The 17,496-nt window shown below is 76.1% G+C and carries 6 protein-coding genes; all 6 read left to right on the top strand.

Annotation, left to right across the window (positions count from 1 at the left end; all coding sequences use genetic code 11):
- Positions 1–429: 429 nt before the first annotated feature.
- The 6 genes from DDJ31_RS34985 to DDJ31_RS34955 all read left to right on the top strand — a co-directional run bounded on the left by DDJ31_RS34985 (position 430) and on the right by DDJ31_RS34955 (position 17,400).
- Entirely contained in the window at positions 430–7,557 is a 7,128-nt protein-coding gene (locus DDJ31_RS34985; RefSeq protein WP_127176400.1) for a type I polyketide synthase, read from the top strand.
- A gap of 5 nt (positions 7,558–7,562) precedes the next feature.
- Positions 7,563–12,890 (top strand): type I polyketide synthase, encoded by a 5,328-nt coding sequence (locus tag DDJ31_RS39515; RefSeq protein WP_240677971.1) that lies wholly within the window; start codon positions 7,563–7,565, stop codon positions 12,888–12,890.
- Positions 12,880–13,203, top strand: coding sequence for an acyl carrier protein (locus DDJ31_RS34970; protein ID WP_127176401.1), 324 nt, complete (start codon positions 12,880–12,882; stop codon positions 13,201–13,203). Before DDJ31_RS39515 ends, DDJ31_RS34970 begins: the two co-directional genes overlap by 11 nt.
- Positions 13,204–13,207: 4 nt before the next feature.
- A complete protein-coding gene (locus DDJ31_RS34965) occupies positions 13,208–14,041 on the top strand; it encodes an alpha/beta fold hydrolase (protein WP_127176402.1) in 834 nt (277 codons plus the stop codon).
- Positions 14,038–15,228: a glycosyltransferase gene (locus DDJ31_RS34960; protein WP_127176403.1), complete on the top strand. Its 1,191-nt coding sequence runs from the start codon at positions 14,038–14,040 to the stop codon at positions 15,226–15,228. Before DDJ31_RS34965 ends, DDJ31_RS34960 begins: the two co-directional genes overlap by 4 nt.
- 168 nt (positions 15,229–15,396) lie before the next feature.
- Complete coding sequence (locus DDJ31_RS34955) at positions 15,397–17,400, top strand: ABC transporter ATP-binding protein (protein ID WP_127176404.1); 2,004 nt, start codon at positions 15,397–15,399, stop codon at positions 17,398–17,400.
- Positions 17,401–17,496 lie beyond the last annotated feature (96 nt).

Below are 17,496 nucleotides of genomic sequence, written 5' to 3'. Positions count from 1 at the left end.
CGCCGCAGGTCAGCGCGGTGGTCACGAGGTGCGGGCGGACGGGAGAAACGCTCCTCGGTCGGCTGTTCTCGGTCCGAAAAAGGACATGGTCGGACGTGGGGGAATTGCCGTCGGAGGCTACGGAGAGTGCACGCCCTGGCCCGCGGTTAGGTGTTTCCTTACAGACTCGGAGTGATCTGCCGCACACGTCGGTGTGGTTATTGCGACATTCGTGTTGCCAACGCGTGGCGCATTCACATCATCGGCACCGCGTCGCCGCACGGCGTTTCGGTGAATGCCGCAGGACGGTATCGGTGTGCGTGGTTTTCGGTATTCGAAAGGGTGCGGTCCACGCCCGACGTCCGCAGCGGTCACCGTCCGTCACCAGTTGACCGCCTGCCGTGGCCCCCAGTTGACTACCGCGCACCACCCCCCACACCGGAGACTCCCATGCGGATGCTCGCCACCCCCGCGCTGCCCGAGGCCCCGACAGACACCGTCCTCGCGGTGAACCCGCTGCACCGTCCCTCGCCCCGACTCACCGCGGCGTGCGGCCGGGCGGGCGCCCTCGGCGTGCTCGAACTGCCCGAGTCGCGCCGCGACGCCGTCGAGGTCCTGCACCGCACCGCCCGCTGGTCCGGCGGGCGCCCCTTCGGCGTCCGGCTGCGGCCCGGCTGCCCCCTCGACGCCGCGGACCTCCCCGACGGCGTCACCACCGTGCTCCTCGCCGACCCCACGCGGCCCGCCGCCGACTTCCCCGGCCGCCGGGTCCTCGCCGAGGTCACCGGGCTCGCCGAGGCCGCCGACGCGGTACGGGCCGGCGTCCACGGGCTGCTGCTGCGCGGCGGCGAGTGCGGCGGCCCGGCCGGTGAACTCTCCACCTTCGTGCTGCTCCAGGGCGTGCTCGCCGACCCGCGGATCACCGTCCCGGTCTGGGCGTGGGGCGGCATCGGTCCGCGCACCGCCGCCGCCGCGGTGGCCGGCGGCGCCGCTGGGGTCGTCCTCGACATCCAGCTCGCCCTGCTCGACGAGGCCGAACCCGACGCCGAGACCGTCGACGCCCTCGGCTCGCTCGACGGCTCCGAGAGCGTCCTCGTCGACGGTGTGCGGCTGCTGCGCCGGCGCGGACCGCGGGCCCCCGAACCGCCCGCCGACCGCGCCGCCGCCGAACGGGCCTTCGCCGCCGCCGATCCGGCCCGCAGGCTCCTGCCGGTCGGTCAGGACGGCTACCTCGCCGCCGCCTTCGCCGCCCGCTCCACCACCGTCGCCGAAGCGGTGCGCACCGTCCGCGACGCGATCGGCCTGGCCACCGCGCGCGGGGAGGCGGGCGCCGCGCTGGCCGAGGGGTCCGCGGGAGCGCGTGCGCTCGGCACCCGACTGCCCATCGCCCAGGGCCCGATGACCCGGGTCAGCGACGAACCCGACTTCGCCGCGGCGGTCGCCGCCGAGGGCGCGCTGCCCTTCCTCGCGCTGGCCCTCGCCGACGCCACCCGCACCCGCGCCCTGCTCAGCCGCACCCGGGACACCCTGCCCGAGGGCGCCGCCTGGGGCGTCGGCATCCTCGGCTTCGCCGACGAGCGGGTCAAGGAGGAGCAGCTCGCCGTCGTCAAGGAGCTGAGACCCACCCACGCCGTCATCGCGGGCGGCCGTCCCGCGCAGGCCGCCGCCCTGGAGGCGGAGGGCATATCGACCTTCCTGCACGTGCCCTCACCCGGGCTGCTGCGGCAGTTCCTCGCGGCGGGCGCCCGCAAGTTCGTCTTCGAGGGCGCCGAGTGCGGCGGCCACATCGGACCGCGCAACAGCTTCCCGCTCTGGGAGGCGCAGACCGAGGTGCTGCGCGCCTTCCTCGCCGAGCAAGGCCCGGCCGCCGCCTCGGAGTTGACGGTGCTGTTCGCGGGCGGCATCCACGACGCGCGGTCCGCCGCGATGGCCGCGACCGTCGCCGCCCCGCTCACCGAGGCGGGCGCCGCCTTCGGCGTCCTGATGGGCACCGCCTACCTGTTCACCGCCGAAGCGGTCGAAGCGGGCGCCATCCGGCCGCTGTTCCAGCGGCGGGTCGTCGCAGCCGAGCGCACCGACCTGCTGGAGACCGCGCCCGGCCACGCCACCCGGTGCGCCGCGAGCGAGGTCACCCGCGACTTCGCCGCGCTGCGCGACGGACTCACCGCCGAGGGCGTCCCCGACCGGGAGATCTGGGAGCGCCTCGAGCGGTTCAACGTCGGCCGGCTGCGCCTCGCGTCCAAGGGCGTCGAGCGGGTCGGCGACGGCCTGCGCGCCGTGGACGAGGAACGCCAGGGCGCCGAGGGGATGTTCATGGCCGGCGAGGTCAGTGTGCTGCGCTCCGCGGTCACCACCGTCGCCGCCCTGCACCGCGAGGTGACCGAGGGCGCCGCGGCCTGGCTCGCCGAGCGCGCCGCCGCCGTCGCCGCCCCGCCCGCCGGGCAGGCGCCCCCGCCGCTGCGGATCGCCGTGGTCGGCATGGCCGCGATGTTCCCCGGCGCCCGCGACCTCGGCGAGTTCTGGGCCAACGTGGTGTCAGGCGCCGACAGCGTCACCGAGGTGCCCGCCGAGCGCTGGGACCCCGAGCTGTACTACGCCCCCGACGGCGACGGCGAACGCACCCCCTCCCGCTGGGGCGGGTTCCTGCCGCGCATCCCCTTCGACCCGCTGAGCTACGGCATCCCGCCCGCCTCCCTGCCCAGCATCGAACCGGTGCAGCTGCTCGCCCTCGAGGCGGCCCGCCGCGCCCTCGCCGACGCCGGCTACGCGGGAGCGGACGCCGACCACCGCCGCACCTCGGTGATCTTCGGCGCCGAGGCGGGCAGCGACCTCGCCAACGCCTCCACCCTGCGCACCGTGCTGCCCGGCTACGTCGGCGCGCTGCCGCCCGGCCTCGACGCGCAACTGCCGCGGCTGACCGAGGACTCCTTCCCCGGCATGCTCGCCAACGTCATCGCGGGCCGCATCGCCAACCGGCTCGACCTCGGCGGTGCCAACTACACCGTCGACGCGGCCTGCGCCTCCTCGCTCACCGCCGTCGACGCCGCCTGCAAGGAACTCGTCACCGGCACCAGCGACCTGGTGCTCTGCGGCGGCGCCGACCTGCACAACGGCATCAACGACTACCTCCTCTTCTCCTCGGTGCACGCGCTGTCGCCCTCCGGCCGCTCGGCCACCTTCGACGCGAGCGCCGACGGCATCGCCCTCGGCGAGGGCGTCGCCTGCGTCGCCCTCAAGCGGCTCGCCGACGCCGAACGCGACGGCGACCGCGTCTACGCCGTGATCGACGGCGTCGGCAGCGCCAGCGACGGCCGCGGCCTCGGGCTGACCGCGCCCCGCCCCGAGGGCCAGCGCGCCGCCCTGGACCGCGCCTACGCCAACGCCCGCGTCTCCCCCGCCGAGGTCGGTCTGATCGAGGCGCACGGCACCGGGACCGTCGTCGGCGACCGCACCGAACTCGCCACCCTCACCGAGGTGTTCGCGGTACACGGCGCGGCGCCCGGCTCCTGCGCCGTCGGCTCGGTCAAGTCGCAGATCGGGCACACCAAGTGCGCCGCCGGGCTCGCCGGACTCGTCAAGACCACCCTCGCGCTGCACCACGGCGTGAAGCCGCCCACCCTGCACCTGTCCCGGCCCAACCCGGCGTGGGACGCGGACACCAGCCCGTTCGTCTTCCACACCTCCGCCGTGCCCTGGGCCGCGGAACCCGCCGAACGGATCGCGGGCGTCAGCGCCTTCGGCTTCGGCGGCACCAACTTCCATGTGGTGCTGCGCGCTTACGACCAGGCGCCCGCCGCGCACGCCCTGGACGCCTGGCCCGCCGAGCTGTTCCTGTTCCGGGGACGCGACGAGGAGGCCGCCGCCAAGGCGGTCCGCGCGCTGCTCGCCCTGATCGAGCAGGACGGCGGCCACAGCCGGCTGCGCGACCTCGCCCACCACGCCGCCGTCCGCGGCGACCAGGCCGCGCTGCGCGGCGAACCGGTGCGCGTCGCCGTCGTCGCGCCCTCCCTGGAGCGGCTGCCCGAACTGCTGCGCCGGGCCGCCGACGGCGAACACGCCCCCGCCGACGGCATCCACCTCGCCCGCGCCGTCCCGCCCGAGGTCGAGGAAGGGCGGCTCGCCCTGCTCTTCCCCGGTCAGGGCAGCCAGCGCCCCGGCATGCTCGCGGCGCTGTTCACCGCCTTCCCCACGCTCCACCACCATCTGCACCGGGGCGCCCGCTGGGCCGACGCCCTCTTCCCGCCCGCCGCCCTCGACGCCGGGGCCGCGGCCCGCGACCAGGCCAGGATCACCGACACGGCCGTGGCGCAGCCCGCCCTCGGCATCACCGCGCTCGCCGCCACCGAACTGCTCACCTCGCTCGGGGTGCGCCCCGCGATGGCCGCGGGCCACAGCTACGGCGAACTCGCCGCGCTCGCCGCCGCCGGGGTGTTCACGCCCGACGAACTCCTCGCCGCGAGCGCGGCCCGCGCCGAGGCCGTCCTCGGCCGGACACCGGCCGACGACCCGGGCACCATGGCGGCCGTCGGCGCCACGGCCGACCAGGTCGAGGAGGTGCTACGGCTGGCGGGGCTGGCCTCCGACGTGGTGGCCGCCAACCACAACTCCCCCACCCAGACGGTAATTTCGGGCCCCACCGAGGCCGTCGCCGCCGCCGTCGCCCATCTGAAGGACGCCGGGCACACCGCAAAACCGCTCAAGGTGGCCTGCGCCTTCCACAGCCCGCTGCTGGCCGGAGCGGGAGACGACTTCGGCGCCCACCTCGGGGAACTCGCCCTGCCCGCGCCGGCCTTCCCGGTCTGGGCCAACCGCACCGCCGCCCCCTACCCCGAGGGCGCCGCGGGCATCCGCGCCGAACTGATGGCCCAACTCGGCTCACCGGTCCGGTTCGCCGAGCAGATCGAGGCGATGTACGAGGCGGGCGCGCGGGTCTTCGTGGAGGCCGGGCCGGGCCGGGTGCTCAGCCGTCTGGTCGGTGACGTGCTCGGCGACCGCCCCCACCGCGCCGTCCCGTTGGAGGGCGTCCGCGACGGCGGGCTCCCCGCCTTCCTCACCGCGCTCGCCCAACTCGCCGTCAGCGGCGTCGCGTTGCGGGCCCGGCCGCTGTTCACCGGCCGCGACACCGTCGACCCCGCCACCGCCGGTTCCGTGCGGCGGGCCGGATTCACCGTCGACGGGCACCTGTTGCGCCGCGCCGACGGCACGCTCCCGCCGCACGCCCTGCACCCCGCCCGACCCGTGACGGAGTTCGCCTTGTCAGACCCGCGTCCCCTCACCGCGCCGGCCGCCGGTCCCGAAGCGCTGATCGCGGAGTTCCTCCGCAGCAGCCGGGAGATGGTCTCCGCCCAGCGCGACGTCCTGCTCTCCTACCTGGGAGCGCCCGAGCCCGCGTCCGCGACGGCGTGGGCGCCGCCCCCCGCAGAGACCGTCCCGTCCCTCGCCACGGCGCCCGCGCCCGCCGTCGTCCCGTCGACCGCGCTCGTCGCGACGGCGGTCACCGCGTCCGGCAGCGCACCGGCCACCTCGGTCCTCGACACCGTGCTCGGCGTGATCGCTGAGCGCACCGGGTACCCGGTGGAGATGCTGGAGGCGGACCTCGACCTGGAGGCCGACCTCAGCGTCGACTCCATCAAACGCACCGAGATCGCCGGTGAGTTGGCGGTCCGGCTCGGCATCGGCGGCGACGCGGCCGAGCAGTTGGAGGAGCTGAGCGGGGTCCGCACCGCCGAGGGCATCGCCGGGCTGCTCGCCGCCCGGCTCGGCACCGACCCGGGTGCCGCGCTCGCCCCGGCCGGCGGGACGGGCGACGCCCCGGCCCGTGGACTCCCGGTCCTCGACACCGTGCTCGCCGTGGTCGCCGAACGCACCGGCTACCCGGTGGAGATGCTGGAGGCGGACCTCGACCTGGAGGCCGACCTCAGCGTCGACTCCATCAAACGCACCGAGATCGCCGGTGAACTCGGCGCCCGACTCGGCCTCGACACCGCCGAGGTGGACCTCGACGCGCTCGGCGGCGCCCGGACCGTCCGCGCGCTCAGCGCCCTTCTGGAAGCCGCCGTCGGCACCGCGCCCGCGAGCACGCCCGCCGCGGTCCCGCCCGCCGTCGCGCCCGCCGCCGACGGGCCGCGCCCGGAGATCACCGCGCCGCAGCGGCTGCTGTTCGCCGAACGTGTCCTCGAACCCGCCACCGCCCGCCCCGAGTCCGGTGGCCGGGCGCTGCTGATCGGCGGCGGCGAGATTGCGACCGCGCTGGCGGCGCTGCTGACCGAGGCGGGCGTCACGGCCGACCTGGTCCCCGCGGGCGGCCTCCCCGCGACCGGCGCCGAGACCGTCGTACACCTCACTCCGCTGGACGCCGAAAGCCCCGTCCTGCCTGCGGAGTTCGCCCTCTATCAGCATCTGCTCGCCGCCGGGCCGCGCCGCCTGCTGGCCGCCGACCGGCGCGGCACCGGGACGCCCAGCGGGCTGCGCGGCTTCTTCCGCACGGTGGCCCGCGAGTACCCCGGCACCCGCGCCACCCTGGCCGAGGTCCACGACACGGCGAGCCCCGCCGAGGCCGCCCAGGCGCTGTTCGCCGAACTCGCCGCCCCCGAGGGCGAACCGGTCGTCCTCATCGACCGGGGCGGCCGGCGCAGCGCCCTCCACCTGCGGCCCACCCCGCTCGGCGCGATCGCCACCAGCGGCGCGGGTCCCGCGGGAGACGGCGTCGCCGAGGCGGAGGCCGTCGGGCTCGACCGCGACAGCGTGGTGCTCCTGGTCGGCGGGGCCCGTGGCATCACCGCCCGCTTCGCCCGCACCCTCGCCGCCGCGTCCCGCTGCCGTCTGGTCCTCTTCGGCCGCACCCCTGAACCCGCGCCCTCCGAGGAGGAGTTGACCGCCACCGCGCAGGACCGGGCGGCGCTGCGGGGCGCGCTGCTCGCCGGGGGACTCACCACCACGCCCGCCGAGACCGAACGCCGGGTCGCGGCGATCCTCGCCGAACGCGAGGTGCGCGCCACCCTGGCCGCCGTCCGCGAGCTGGGCGGCGAGGCCGAGTACCAGCGGGTCGACGTGCGGGACGCGGAGGCGGTCGGCGCGGCCGTCAAGCAGGTCTACGCCCAGTACGGACGGCTCGACGGTCTGGTGCACGCCGCCGGGCTCATCGAGGACAAGCTGATCGCCGAGAAGTCCCCCGAGTCCTTCGCGCGGGTCTTCGCCACCAAGGCGGACGGCGCCCGCACCGTCCTCGACGCGGTCGACCGGCTGCCGGTGAGCCCGCGCTTCGCGGTCCTCTTCGGCTCCATCGCCGCCGCCCTCGGCAACCGCGGCCAGAGCGACTACGCGGCGGCCAACGACGTCCTGGAGGAGCTGGGCCGCCGCTGGTCGGGCGCCGAGCGGCGCGGCCTGACCGTGCACTGGGGCCCCTGGGCCGCGTCCGAGACCGGCGGCGGGATGGTCGGCCCCGAGCTGATGCGCTCCTACGCGGCGCGCGGCATCAAACTGATCGACCTGGAGGAGGGCCCGCTCAGCCTGCTGCGCGAACTCGCCTACGGCGCGCCGGACGAGCACACCGTCGTCTACACCGCCTCCGGCTGGTGAGCGCGATGGCCACCCCCGCGGCCACCGGCGGACCCGCGGCCCGGCCGGAACCGGTCGCCGTCGTCGGCATGGAGGTGCTGCTGCCCGGCGCCCCCGATCTGGCCACGTACTGGCAGAACATCGTCAGCGGCGCGGACGCGATCTCCGAGGTGCCCGCCGACCGCTGGGACCCGCTCTTCTACCGGCCCGCCGACCCGTCGGGGCCGCCCCCCGACCGCCGCAGCGACCGCTTCTACTGCCGTCGCGGCGGGTTCGTGGACGGCGCCGAGTTCGATCCGACCCGCTTCGGGATCATGCCGAACTCGGTGCCCGCCACCGAACCCGACCAGCTCATCGCGCTCGACGTGGCGCACCGCTCGCTGGCCGACGCGGGCGGCGAGTCGGTCCTGCCCGACCGGCGTGAACGCGCCGGTATCGTGCTCGGCAGGGGCGGCTACCTCACGCCGGGCCTGGTCCGGCTCGACCAGCGGGTGCGCACCGCCAACCAGCTCGTGCACACCCTGCGCGAGCTGGCCCCGCAGCTCGACGAGGCCCAACTGGAGGCGGTCCGCGCCGGGTTCTGCGACCGGCTCGGACCCGAGGAGCCGGAGTCCGCGATCGGCCTGGTGCCCAACCTGGTCGCCTCCCGGGTCGCCAACCGGCTCGATCTGCGCGGCCCCGCCTACACCGTGGACGCCGCCTGCGCGTCCTCTCTCGTCGCGGTGGACCACGCGGTGCGCGAACTCACCTCACGGCGCTGCGACGTGATGCTGGCGGGCGGTGTCCACCACTGCCACGACCTCACCCTGTGGAGCGTCTTCACGCAGCTCGGCGCGCTCTCCCCGAGCGAGCGCATCCGCCCGCTGCACCGGGACGCGGACGGCGTCCTGATCGGCGAGGGCACCGGCGTCGTCGTCCTCAAGCGGCTCGCGGACGCCCAGCGCGACGGGGACCGCGTCTACGCGGTGATCCGCGGCACCGGGGTGGCGGGCGACGGGCGCACCGCGAGCCTCTTCAACCCCGACCCTGGCGGCCAGATCCGGGCCGTCCGGCAGGCGTGGGAGGCGGCGGGGCTCGACCCGCGGGCCGCCGACGCGCTCCAGCTCCTGGAGGCGCACGGCACCGCGACCGCCGCCGGCGACCGGGCCGAACTCACCACCGTGGCCGAGGTATTCGGGCCAGCGACCGGCCACCGCGCGGTCATCGGGTCGGTCAAGTCGCAGATCGGGCACACCATGCCGGCCGCCGGCGTGGCGGGTCTGATCAAGGCGGCGCTGGCCCTGCACCACGGGACGCTGCCGCCGACCCTGCACTGCGACGACCCCAACCCGGCCCTCGAAGCGACCCGGTTCACCACCCTGTCCGCCGCCCGCCCCTGGGACGAGATCGCGGGCGGCGCCCCGCGCCGGGCCGCCGTCAACGCCTTCGGCTTCGGCGGCATCAACGCCCATGTCGTCCTCGAACAGCCCGCCGCGGCACCGGCGCGGCGGCCGCGGGTGAGCGTCGGCGAGCCGGAGCGGGTGCTGCGGCTGGCCGCCGCGACCCCCGGGGAGCTGGCCGCCCTGCTCGACGCGGACGACGGCGCGGTGCTCGCCGCGAGCCTGCCCGAGACCGGGGCGCCCGGCGCGGGCCCGGTGCGGCTCGGCATCGTCGACCCCACCGCGCGCCGCCTGGGACTGGCCCGCAAGGCGGTCGCCAAGGGCGAGCCGTGGCGCGGCCGCAGCGACGTGTGGTTCACCCCGCGTCCGGTCCTCGGCCCGGCGGGTGGCCGCACCGCCTTCGTCTTCCCCGGCCTGGAGGCCGAGTTCACCCCCAGGGTCGACGAACTCGCCGCCCGGCTCGGCCTGGAGTGGTCCCACGGCCCGGCCGCCGAGGTCGGTGACGTCGGCCGGCACGGCGCCGCCGTCTTCCAGTTGGGCCGGCTCCTCGACACCGCGCTGCGCCGCCTGGACGTGCGGCCCGACGCCGTCGCCGGCCACAGCGTGGGCGAGTGGACGGCGATGGCGGCGGCCGGGGTGCACGCGCCCGAGGAGGTGGACGCCTTCCTCGCCGGCTTCGACCCGGACGCGCTGCGGGTGCCCGGAGTGGCCTTCGCCGTCGTCGGCACCGCGGCCGACCGCGTCCTGCGCCGGCTCGACGGCCGTGCGAACGTCGTCCTCAGCCACGACAACTCCCCCGGCCAGTCGATGATCTGCGGCCCGGAGGACGCCGTCGCCGAGCTGGTGGACGGCTTCCGCGCCGAGGGCGTCATCGCCCAGGTGCTGCCGTTCCGCTCCGGGTTCCACACACCGATGCTCGCGCCCTACCTGGGTCCGATCCGCGACGCGGCCGAGCGGTACGGGCTGCACCCGCCGCACACCCCCGTGTGGTCCGCGACCGTCGCCGCCCCCTTCCCGGCCGACCCGGACGCGGTCCGCGAGCTGTTCGTGCGCCACCTCCTCGAACCGGTCCGCTTCCGCGCCCTCGTCCTGGAGATGTACCGGGCGGGCTTCCGGGCCTTCCTGACGCTGGGCGCGGGCCAGCTCGGCTCCCTCATCGACGACACGCTCACGGGCCGCGACCGGCTGGTGGTGCCCGCCCACGTCGGCTCACGCGACAGTCTCGCCCAACTCCGCCGGGTGGCGACCGCGCTGTGGACGGAGGGCGCGGAACCGGACGTCGGACCGCTCGATCCGCCCGCGGCGAAGGCGAGTTCGGGCGCCCGGCGGACCCGGGCCGCCGGCCGCGCGCCGGTGCGCCTCGACCTCGGTGGAGCCCTCGTCTCCCTCCCGGCCACGGACCACGGCCTTCTCGCGCCACGGCGGACGCTCGCGACAGCGGGCGGCCGGACGACGGGAGCGGAACCCGTCGCCGTCCCGAGCGCCGGCCGGGCCGGGTGGGCGACGGCATCGGGGCCCGACCGCGGCGGACGGCACGCGCGGGCGGTTCCGGCGGCGGGTCACTCCGTGCGGGCGGTTCCGGCGGGCGATCACGCCCCGCGAGCGGTTCCGATGGGCGATCACGCCGCGCGAGCGGTTCCGGCGGCGGATCACGCCCCGCGGGCCGTCCCGACAGCGGCTCGGGCCGGGGCAGCCGTCCCGTCGGCCGACCGGGCGCCGGGCGCCGCGCGGCCCGCCGTGCCGGTCGCCCTCACCGACGTCCGCGCCGGCGTCCGCGTCGAGCCGCGTGACCGGCCCGGGACATCCGCGCCGGTCGGCACGCTCAGCACGGGCGGCACGGGCGGCACGGGCGGAACAGGCGGCGCAGGCGGCGCAGGCGGCGCAGGCGGCATAGTCAGCGCACGCGACGCACGCGGCACAGCCGGCTCGACCGGCACCCTCAGCACAGGCGGCGTAGTCGACTCGGCCAGCGTGGGTGGCACGGGCGGAACAAGCGGCTCGGCCGGCACGCTCAGCGCGGGCGGCGCGGGCGGCTCGGCCGGCGCAGGCGGCACAGTCAGCACAGGCAGCGCACGCAACGCACGCGACGCACGCAACGCACGCGACGCACGCGACGCACGCGGCACAGTCAGCACAGGCGGCACCCTCCGCACAAGCGACACAGACGGCACCCTCAGCACAAGCCAAGCCGGCGGACCGATCGGCCGGCTCGGCCTAGCCGGTGGGCGGGGCTCCGTCGCCGCCGAGTTCTCCGCGCTGCTCACCGACACCGCCGCCGTCGCCGAGGAACTCCTCGCCGCGATCCGGGCACACCCCGCCCCCAGGGCCTTCGCCCCCCGTCCGGCTGTCGCGGCGCCGCGCCGGGCGCCCGCCGGCACCGCCGGTCCCGACCGCCCCCTCGGCGGGGACGGGCTCGCGCCGGTGCCCGACGTGCTGCGGGTCGACGTCGAGCGGATGCCCTACCTCCTCGACCACTGCTTCTTCCGGCAGCGGCCCGGCTGGCCCGACCAGGCCGACCGGTGGCCGATCGTGCCCGCGACCACCGTCATCGACCATCTGACCCGGATCGCCGAACAGGCCCTGCCGGGACGGCGGACGGTGGCCGTGCACCAGGTGCGGCTCCAGAGGTGGATCGAGGCCATGCCCGCCTCCGACGTGCCGGTCGCCGTGCGGCGCCTGGGAGCCGACCGGGTGGAGGTCACGCTCACCGGTTTCGCCGGCGCCGTCGTCCAGCTCGCGCCGGAGACCGCGTCCGCGCCTCCGCCCGCCCTCTGGCCGGTCGACCCGGCCGCCGAGCGGACGCCCGGACTCACCGCCGAACAGCTCTACAGCGAGCGGTGGATGTTCCACGGCCCCGCCTTCCAGGGCGTCACCGAACTCACCGCGATCGGCGACCACCACGTGCGCGGGGTGCTCACCGCGCCGGGACCGCCCGGCGCGCTCCTCGACAACGTCGGCCAGCTCCTCGGCTACTGGATCATGAGCAGCCTCACCGAGCGCACCACCGTCTTCCCGGTCGGCATGGCCAGGATCGACTACTTCGGCCCCGAGCCGGCCGCCGGTACCGCCCTCGACTGCCACATCCGCGTCCGTGAGGTCACCCCGACCACGCTCACCGCCGACATGCAGCTCGTCCACGCGGGCCGGGTCTGGGCGCAGTGCACGGGCTGGACCGACCGGCGCTTCGACACCGACCCCGGCATCCGGCTCGTGGACCGCTTCCCCGGCCGGCACACCCTGTCCGAGGCCCGCGCCGAGGGCTGGAGCGTGGTCCACGAGCGCTGGCCGGATCTCGCCACCCGCGACCTGATCATGCGCAACATGCTCGGCGGCGCCGAACGCGAACGCCACGCGGCCCTGCCGCCGACCCGCAGACGCCGTCATCTGCTCGGCCGGATCGCCGCCAAGGACGCGGTGCGCCGGCTGCTGTGGGCGGAGGGCGCCGACGAGGTCTACCCGGCCGAGATCGCGCTGCACAACGACGACAGCGGCCGTCCCGTGGTGACCGGCGTGCACGGACGGGACCTCGGCGAGGGGCTGACCGTCTCCCTCGCGCACTGCGCCGAGGCCGCCGTGGCGCTGGCCCGCCGCGGCCCCTGCGGCATCGACCTCGAAGAGGTCACCGCCAGACCCGCGGGCACCGTCGACGCGGCCTGCGGACCCGAGGAGCGCGCGCTCCTCGCCAGGACCGTCGCCGCGGGCGACGAGAGCGAAGCGTTGTGGTTCACCCGGTTCTGGGCGGCGAAGGAAGCCGTCGCGAAGGAGCGCGGCACCGGACTCGGCGGACGGCCGGGGGACTTCCGGGTCACCGCGGCCCGCCAGGACCTGCTGCGGGTGGAACACGCGGGCAGCGCCTGGGAAGTGCGCTGCGGTCAGGTGGCGGCCCCCGCGGGGCTGCCCGAACGGATGTACGTCGTCGCCTGGACCACGGGCGGCGCCGAGCCAGTCAGTCAGGAGAGCCGGCATGACCACTGAGGCGACCACCCCCACCACGCCCGTCGCCGACGAGAGCACCGTCCTCGCGCGGATCGCCGCGCTGCTGCGCGAGCTGCCCGACGCCGGTCTCGAGGACGCCGAGATCGGCCGCGACACCCTCTTCCACGACGACCTGGAGCTGGAGAGCATCGACCTGGTCTCCCTCGCCGGTCTGCTGCGCGAGGAGTACGGCGACCGCGTCAACCTCGCGCTGTTCGTCGCCGACCTGGAACTCGACGAGATCATCGAGCTGACCGTGGGCCGGCTCGCCGACTACGTCGTCGCGTCGCTGCGCGCCACCGAGGAGAGCTGACCGGATGGCGAAGACACGCACCGGCGAGATCACCACCCATGTGCAGCGGCTGGCCGCGGGCGCGGCGGGCGGCACGGTGCCCGACGGGGAGCCCCCGGTCGTCGTCCTGGTGCACGGGCTGCTCACCGACTCCCTCGCCAGCTACTACTTCACCCTCGGCCCCGCGCTGTCCGCGGCGGGCATGGACACCGTGATGTACGACCTGCGCGGGCACGGCCGCACCGACCGGCCTGCCACCGGCTACCGCCTGGAGGACTTCGTCGAGGACCTGGCGCTGCTCCTCGACGCCCTCGACGAGCGCCGCCCGGTGCACCTGGTCGGCAACTCCTTCGGCGGCACGGTCGCCGCGGGGTTCGCCGCCTGGCACCCGGAGCGCACCGCCACCGTCACCATGATCGAGTCCGAGCCGCCGGTGGCCGCCTGGGCGGGGCACATGGCGGAGGGCCTGGCGCACGCGCGCCGCGACCTGGTGCACGACCACGCCATCGAATGGATCAAGGAGCGGTACGGGGCGCACACCGCGCGGCTCTCCCGTGGGGCCGCGCGCATCCTTCAGACCACCACCCTGGCCGAGGACGTCCCGGCCGGGCGGCTCATCGACGACGACCTGTCCGCGCTGCGCTGCCCGCTGTTCGCCGTCTTCGGCGGCGACTCCGGGCTCAGCGCCCAGGTGCCCGACCTGGAGGCCAAGGTCGCCGGGTGCCGCACGGTGGTGCTGCCCGACCAGGGCCACTCGGTCCTGGTCGAACAGCCCGCAAGGACCCGGGACCTGGTCCTTGAGTGGGTCCGCGACCACCACTCGCGCCGCACCGGCGCCCCGGCCGGGGCCCTCGGATGAGCCGCTACCTGCTGGTGGTCCCGCCGCTGACCGGGCACATCAACCCGCTCGTCGGGGTCGCGGCCGAACTGACCGCGCGCGGCCACGAGGTGGAGTGGTGCGGCTACCCCGACCGGGTCCTGGCCGCCACCGGGCCGGGCGCCGTCGTCCACCCGTGCACACTGCCCGCGACCAGCGAACTGGTCAGGCCGCCGACCCTGACGGGACCGGCCGCCTTCCGCTTCCTCTGGGAGGACTTCTTCATCCCGCTCGCCGAGGCCATGGCGCCCGCCGTGACCGACGCGGTGCGGGCCTTCCGCCCCGACGCGGTCGTCACCGACCAGCACGCGGTGGCCGGCGCCCTGGTCTGCGAACGCCTCGGCGTCCCGTACTTCACCTCGGCCAGCACCTCCGCCGAACTCGTCGACCCGCTCGCCGAACTGCCCAAGGTGGCAGCCTGGTTGACCGACCGGCTGGCCGCGCTGCGGGCGGCGATCGGTGACCCGGACGCCACCGGCGACCCGCGCTTCTCACCGTACGGCGTCCTCGCCTTCACCAGCGGGGACCTCCTCGGCGACGCGGCCGACCTGCCCTGGGAGCGGATCCACCTGGTCGGCCCGGCCATCGCCGACCGGCCGGGCGACCCCGACTTCCCGTGGGCGGCCCTCGACCCCGCCCGTGAGCTGGTCCTCGTCTCGCTCGGCACCGCCAACACCGACGCGGGCGCGCGCTTCCTCGGCGAGGCCGCTACCGCTCTCGGCCTGCTCGGCGACCGGGTGCAGGGCGTCGTCGCGGACCCGGGCGGACAGCTCACGAACCCGCCGCCCGGGGTGCTGGTGCGCCCCTGGGTCCCGCAGTTCGAACTCCTGGGCCGGGCACGGGCGGTGGTCAGTCACGGCGGCCACAACACCGTCTGCGAATCCCTCTGGCACGGGCTGCCGCTGGTGCTCGCACCGATCCGCGACGACCAGCCGATCGTGGCCAGGCAGGTGGCCGAGGCGGGCGCGGGCGTCCGGGTGCGCTTCGGGAAGGTGACGGCGCCGAAACTCGCCGAGGCGCTCCGCACGGTCCTCGACGACACCGGAGGGCACCGCACGGCGGCGGAGGCGGTCGGCCGGTCACTGCGCGCCGCGGGCGGCCGACAGGCCGCGGCCGACCACCTCGAACAACTCGTCAGGGCCCACCCGGTGGCCTCCGCGAGCCGCTGAACGCGTCCCACCTCAAAATCCCCGACCGCCCGTCACCGCGCACCCCGTGGCACTCGCGGACCGCTGAGCGAGCCCCTCCGGAACACCCCACGCCCCCGCCCCGTTCGTCACGGCCCACCCGGCGGCCTCCGTACGCCGTTGAGCGCATCCCCCACCCCGGAGCACCCCATGACCACAGCCCACCCGATCCCGCCGCGAGCGGCGCCGAACGCCGGGCCCGGCGAACCGCCCGCCGCGGGGCCGCCAGGCCACGGCGGGCCGCACTCCCCCACGGACCCGGCCGCGCCCGACGGACCGACGGCGTCCGAAGTCCGGCCGCTGCGGGCGCTGTTGGGGCAGGCCCGCCCCTACCGGCTCGCGCTGTCCGGGTCGCTGCTGCTCGCGCTCGCCGCCAGCGCCAGCGGGCTCGTCCAGCCGCTGGTGGCGCGGTCGGTCCTGGACTCGCTGGCCGACGGCGTCACCGTCACGGGACCGCTGGTCCTGCTCGGTGTGCTGGTGGTGGCGGGGGCCCTGCTGACCGGCCTGCAGTCCTGGTGGCAGCAGCGGACCTCCGAGCAGGTGGTCCGCTCCATCCGCCGCGACCTGGTCTTCCGCCTCATCCGCCTGAAGGTCCCCGAGCTGGACCGCCGTCCCCCCGGCGACCTCGTCGCCCGGGTCACCTCCGACAGCGCCCTGGTGCAGAACGCGGCCACCCAGGGCCTCGTCATGATCACCAACGGGTTGCTGACCGTCCTGGGCGCGATCGCCCTGATGGGGACGGTCCACCTCGGCCTGCTCGGTGTCACCCTCGGGGTGCTGTGCGGCACCGGCGCGGTCCTCGGACTGATCCTGCCGCGCATCCGTGAGGCCGTCGCCCGCGCCCAGCGTTCCGTGGGCGCCATCGGAGCCGCCCTCGACCGCTCGCTCGGCGCGGCCCGCACCGTCAAGGCCAACGGCGCCGAGACCAGGGAGACCGCCCGCGCCGAGGCCGCCGTCCAGGAGGCGTACGAGGCGGGACTGACCGGCGCCAAGTACGTCGCGCTGGTCCAGGTCCTGTCCGGCGTCGCCATCCAGGCCGCCTTCCTCGCGGTGCTCGGCGTGGGCGGCGCGCTGGTGGCCGCCGGGGACCTCGACGCGTCGCAGCTCATCGCCTTCCTGCTCTACGTCTTCTACCTGGCCAGCCCGATCGCCTCGCTCCTCGGCGGCCTCGGCATGCTCCAGCAGGGGCTCGGCGCGATCGTCCGCATCGAACAGGTGAAGAAGCTGCCTGCGGAGGACGACGTGGACCTCCCGGACCGCGACCCCGCCCCCGCCCCCGCCGGCTCACGTGGCGCACGGCCCGTCGCGCCGCCGGTCGAGTTCGACGCCGTCCAGTTCGCGTACCCGGGGCGCGGGCCGGCGCTGCGCGGCGTCGCGTTCACCGTGCCCGGCGGCACCAGGACCGCGCTCGTCGGCCTCTCCGGCGCGGGCAAGACCACCATGTTCGCGCTGCTCCAGCGCTTCTACGAGCCGGACGCGGGTACCATCCGGATCGGCGGCCTGGACATCGCCGCCCTGCCCCGCGCCGAGGTCCGCCGCCGGATCGCCTACGTCGAGCAGGAGTCCCCCGTCATGGCGGGCACGCTCCGCGAGAACCTCCGCTACGCCGCCACCGGCGCGAGCGACGAGGCCATCGCGGACGTGCTGCGCCTGACCCGTCTCGACTCGCTGATCGCCCGGTTGCCCGAGGGTCTCGACACCGAGGTCGGCAACCGCGGTGTCACCCTCTCCGGCGGTGAGCGCCAACGCCTCGCCATCGCACGGGCGTTGCTGCGCGAACCCGAGGTGCTGCTGCTCGACGAGGCCACCGCGCAGCTCGACGCAAGCAACGAACAGGCCCTGCGGGAGGCGGTCGACCAGGCGGCACGCCGCTGCACGGTCGTCCTGATCGCGCACCGCCTGTCGACGGTCACCGACGCCGAGCAGATCATCGTCCTCCAGGACGGCCTGATCCGCGCCGCGGGCTCCCACGACGACCTGGTCGCCACGGACGCGCTCTACCGCGAACTCGCCGCGTCCCAGATGCTCGTACCGGCCGTGGACGACGGTCCTCCCGGCGTCCGGACCGGCACGGGCACCGGAACCGCTGGGGACGCGGAGGCGGAGGCGTCCTCCGTCGTCGACGCCGACGCGGGCGCCGAACCGGCAAGGTGACCGGCGGACTTGACGTCCGCGCACTTCAACATCCCCGGCGCCCTGGGGCGGTACGCGACTGCGTGCCGCCCCAGGGCGCCTTCGGGCAGTGCCCGG

This window comes from Streptomyces griseoviridis (assembly GCF_005222485.1).
Taxonomy (GTDB): domain Bacteria; phylum Actinomycetota; class Actinomycetes; order Streptomycetales; family Streptomycetaceae; genus Streptomyces; species Streptomyces hintoniae.
Note: the sequence above shows the minus strand (reverse complement) of the source record. Positions and strands in the feature narration are given on the sequence as shown.

Bases quoted from the DNA above. Each gene is read 5' to 3' on its own strand.
- DDJ31_RS39515 (WP_240677971.1), top strand. From the start codon at position 7,563: ATGGCCACCCCCGCGGCCACCGGCGGACCCGCGGCCCGGCCGGAACCG.
- DDJ31_RS34985 (WP_127176400.1), top strand. From the start codon at position 430: ATGCGGATGCTCGCCACCCCCGCGCTGCCCGAGGCCCCGACAGACACC.
- DDJ31_RS34960 (WP_127176403.1), top strand. From the start codon at position 14,038: ATGAGCCGCTACCTGCTGGTGGTCCCGCCGCTGACCGGGCACATCAAC.
- DDJ31_RS34970 (WP_127176401.1), top strand. From the start codon at position 12,880: ATGACCACTGAGGCGACCACCCCCACCACGCCCGTCGCCGACGAGAGC.
- DDJ31_RS34955 (WP_127176404.1), top strand. From the start codon at position 15,397: ATGACCACAGCCCACCCGATCCCGCCGCGAGCGGCGCCGAACGCCGGG.
- DDJ31_RS34965 (WP_127176402.1), top strand. From the start codon at position 13,208: ATGGCGAAGACACGCACCGGCGAGATCACCACCCATGTGCAGCGGCTG.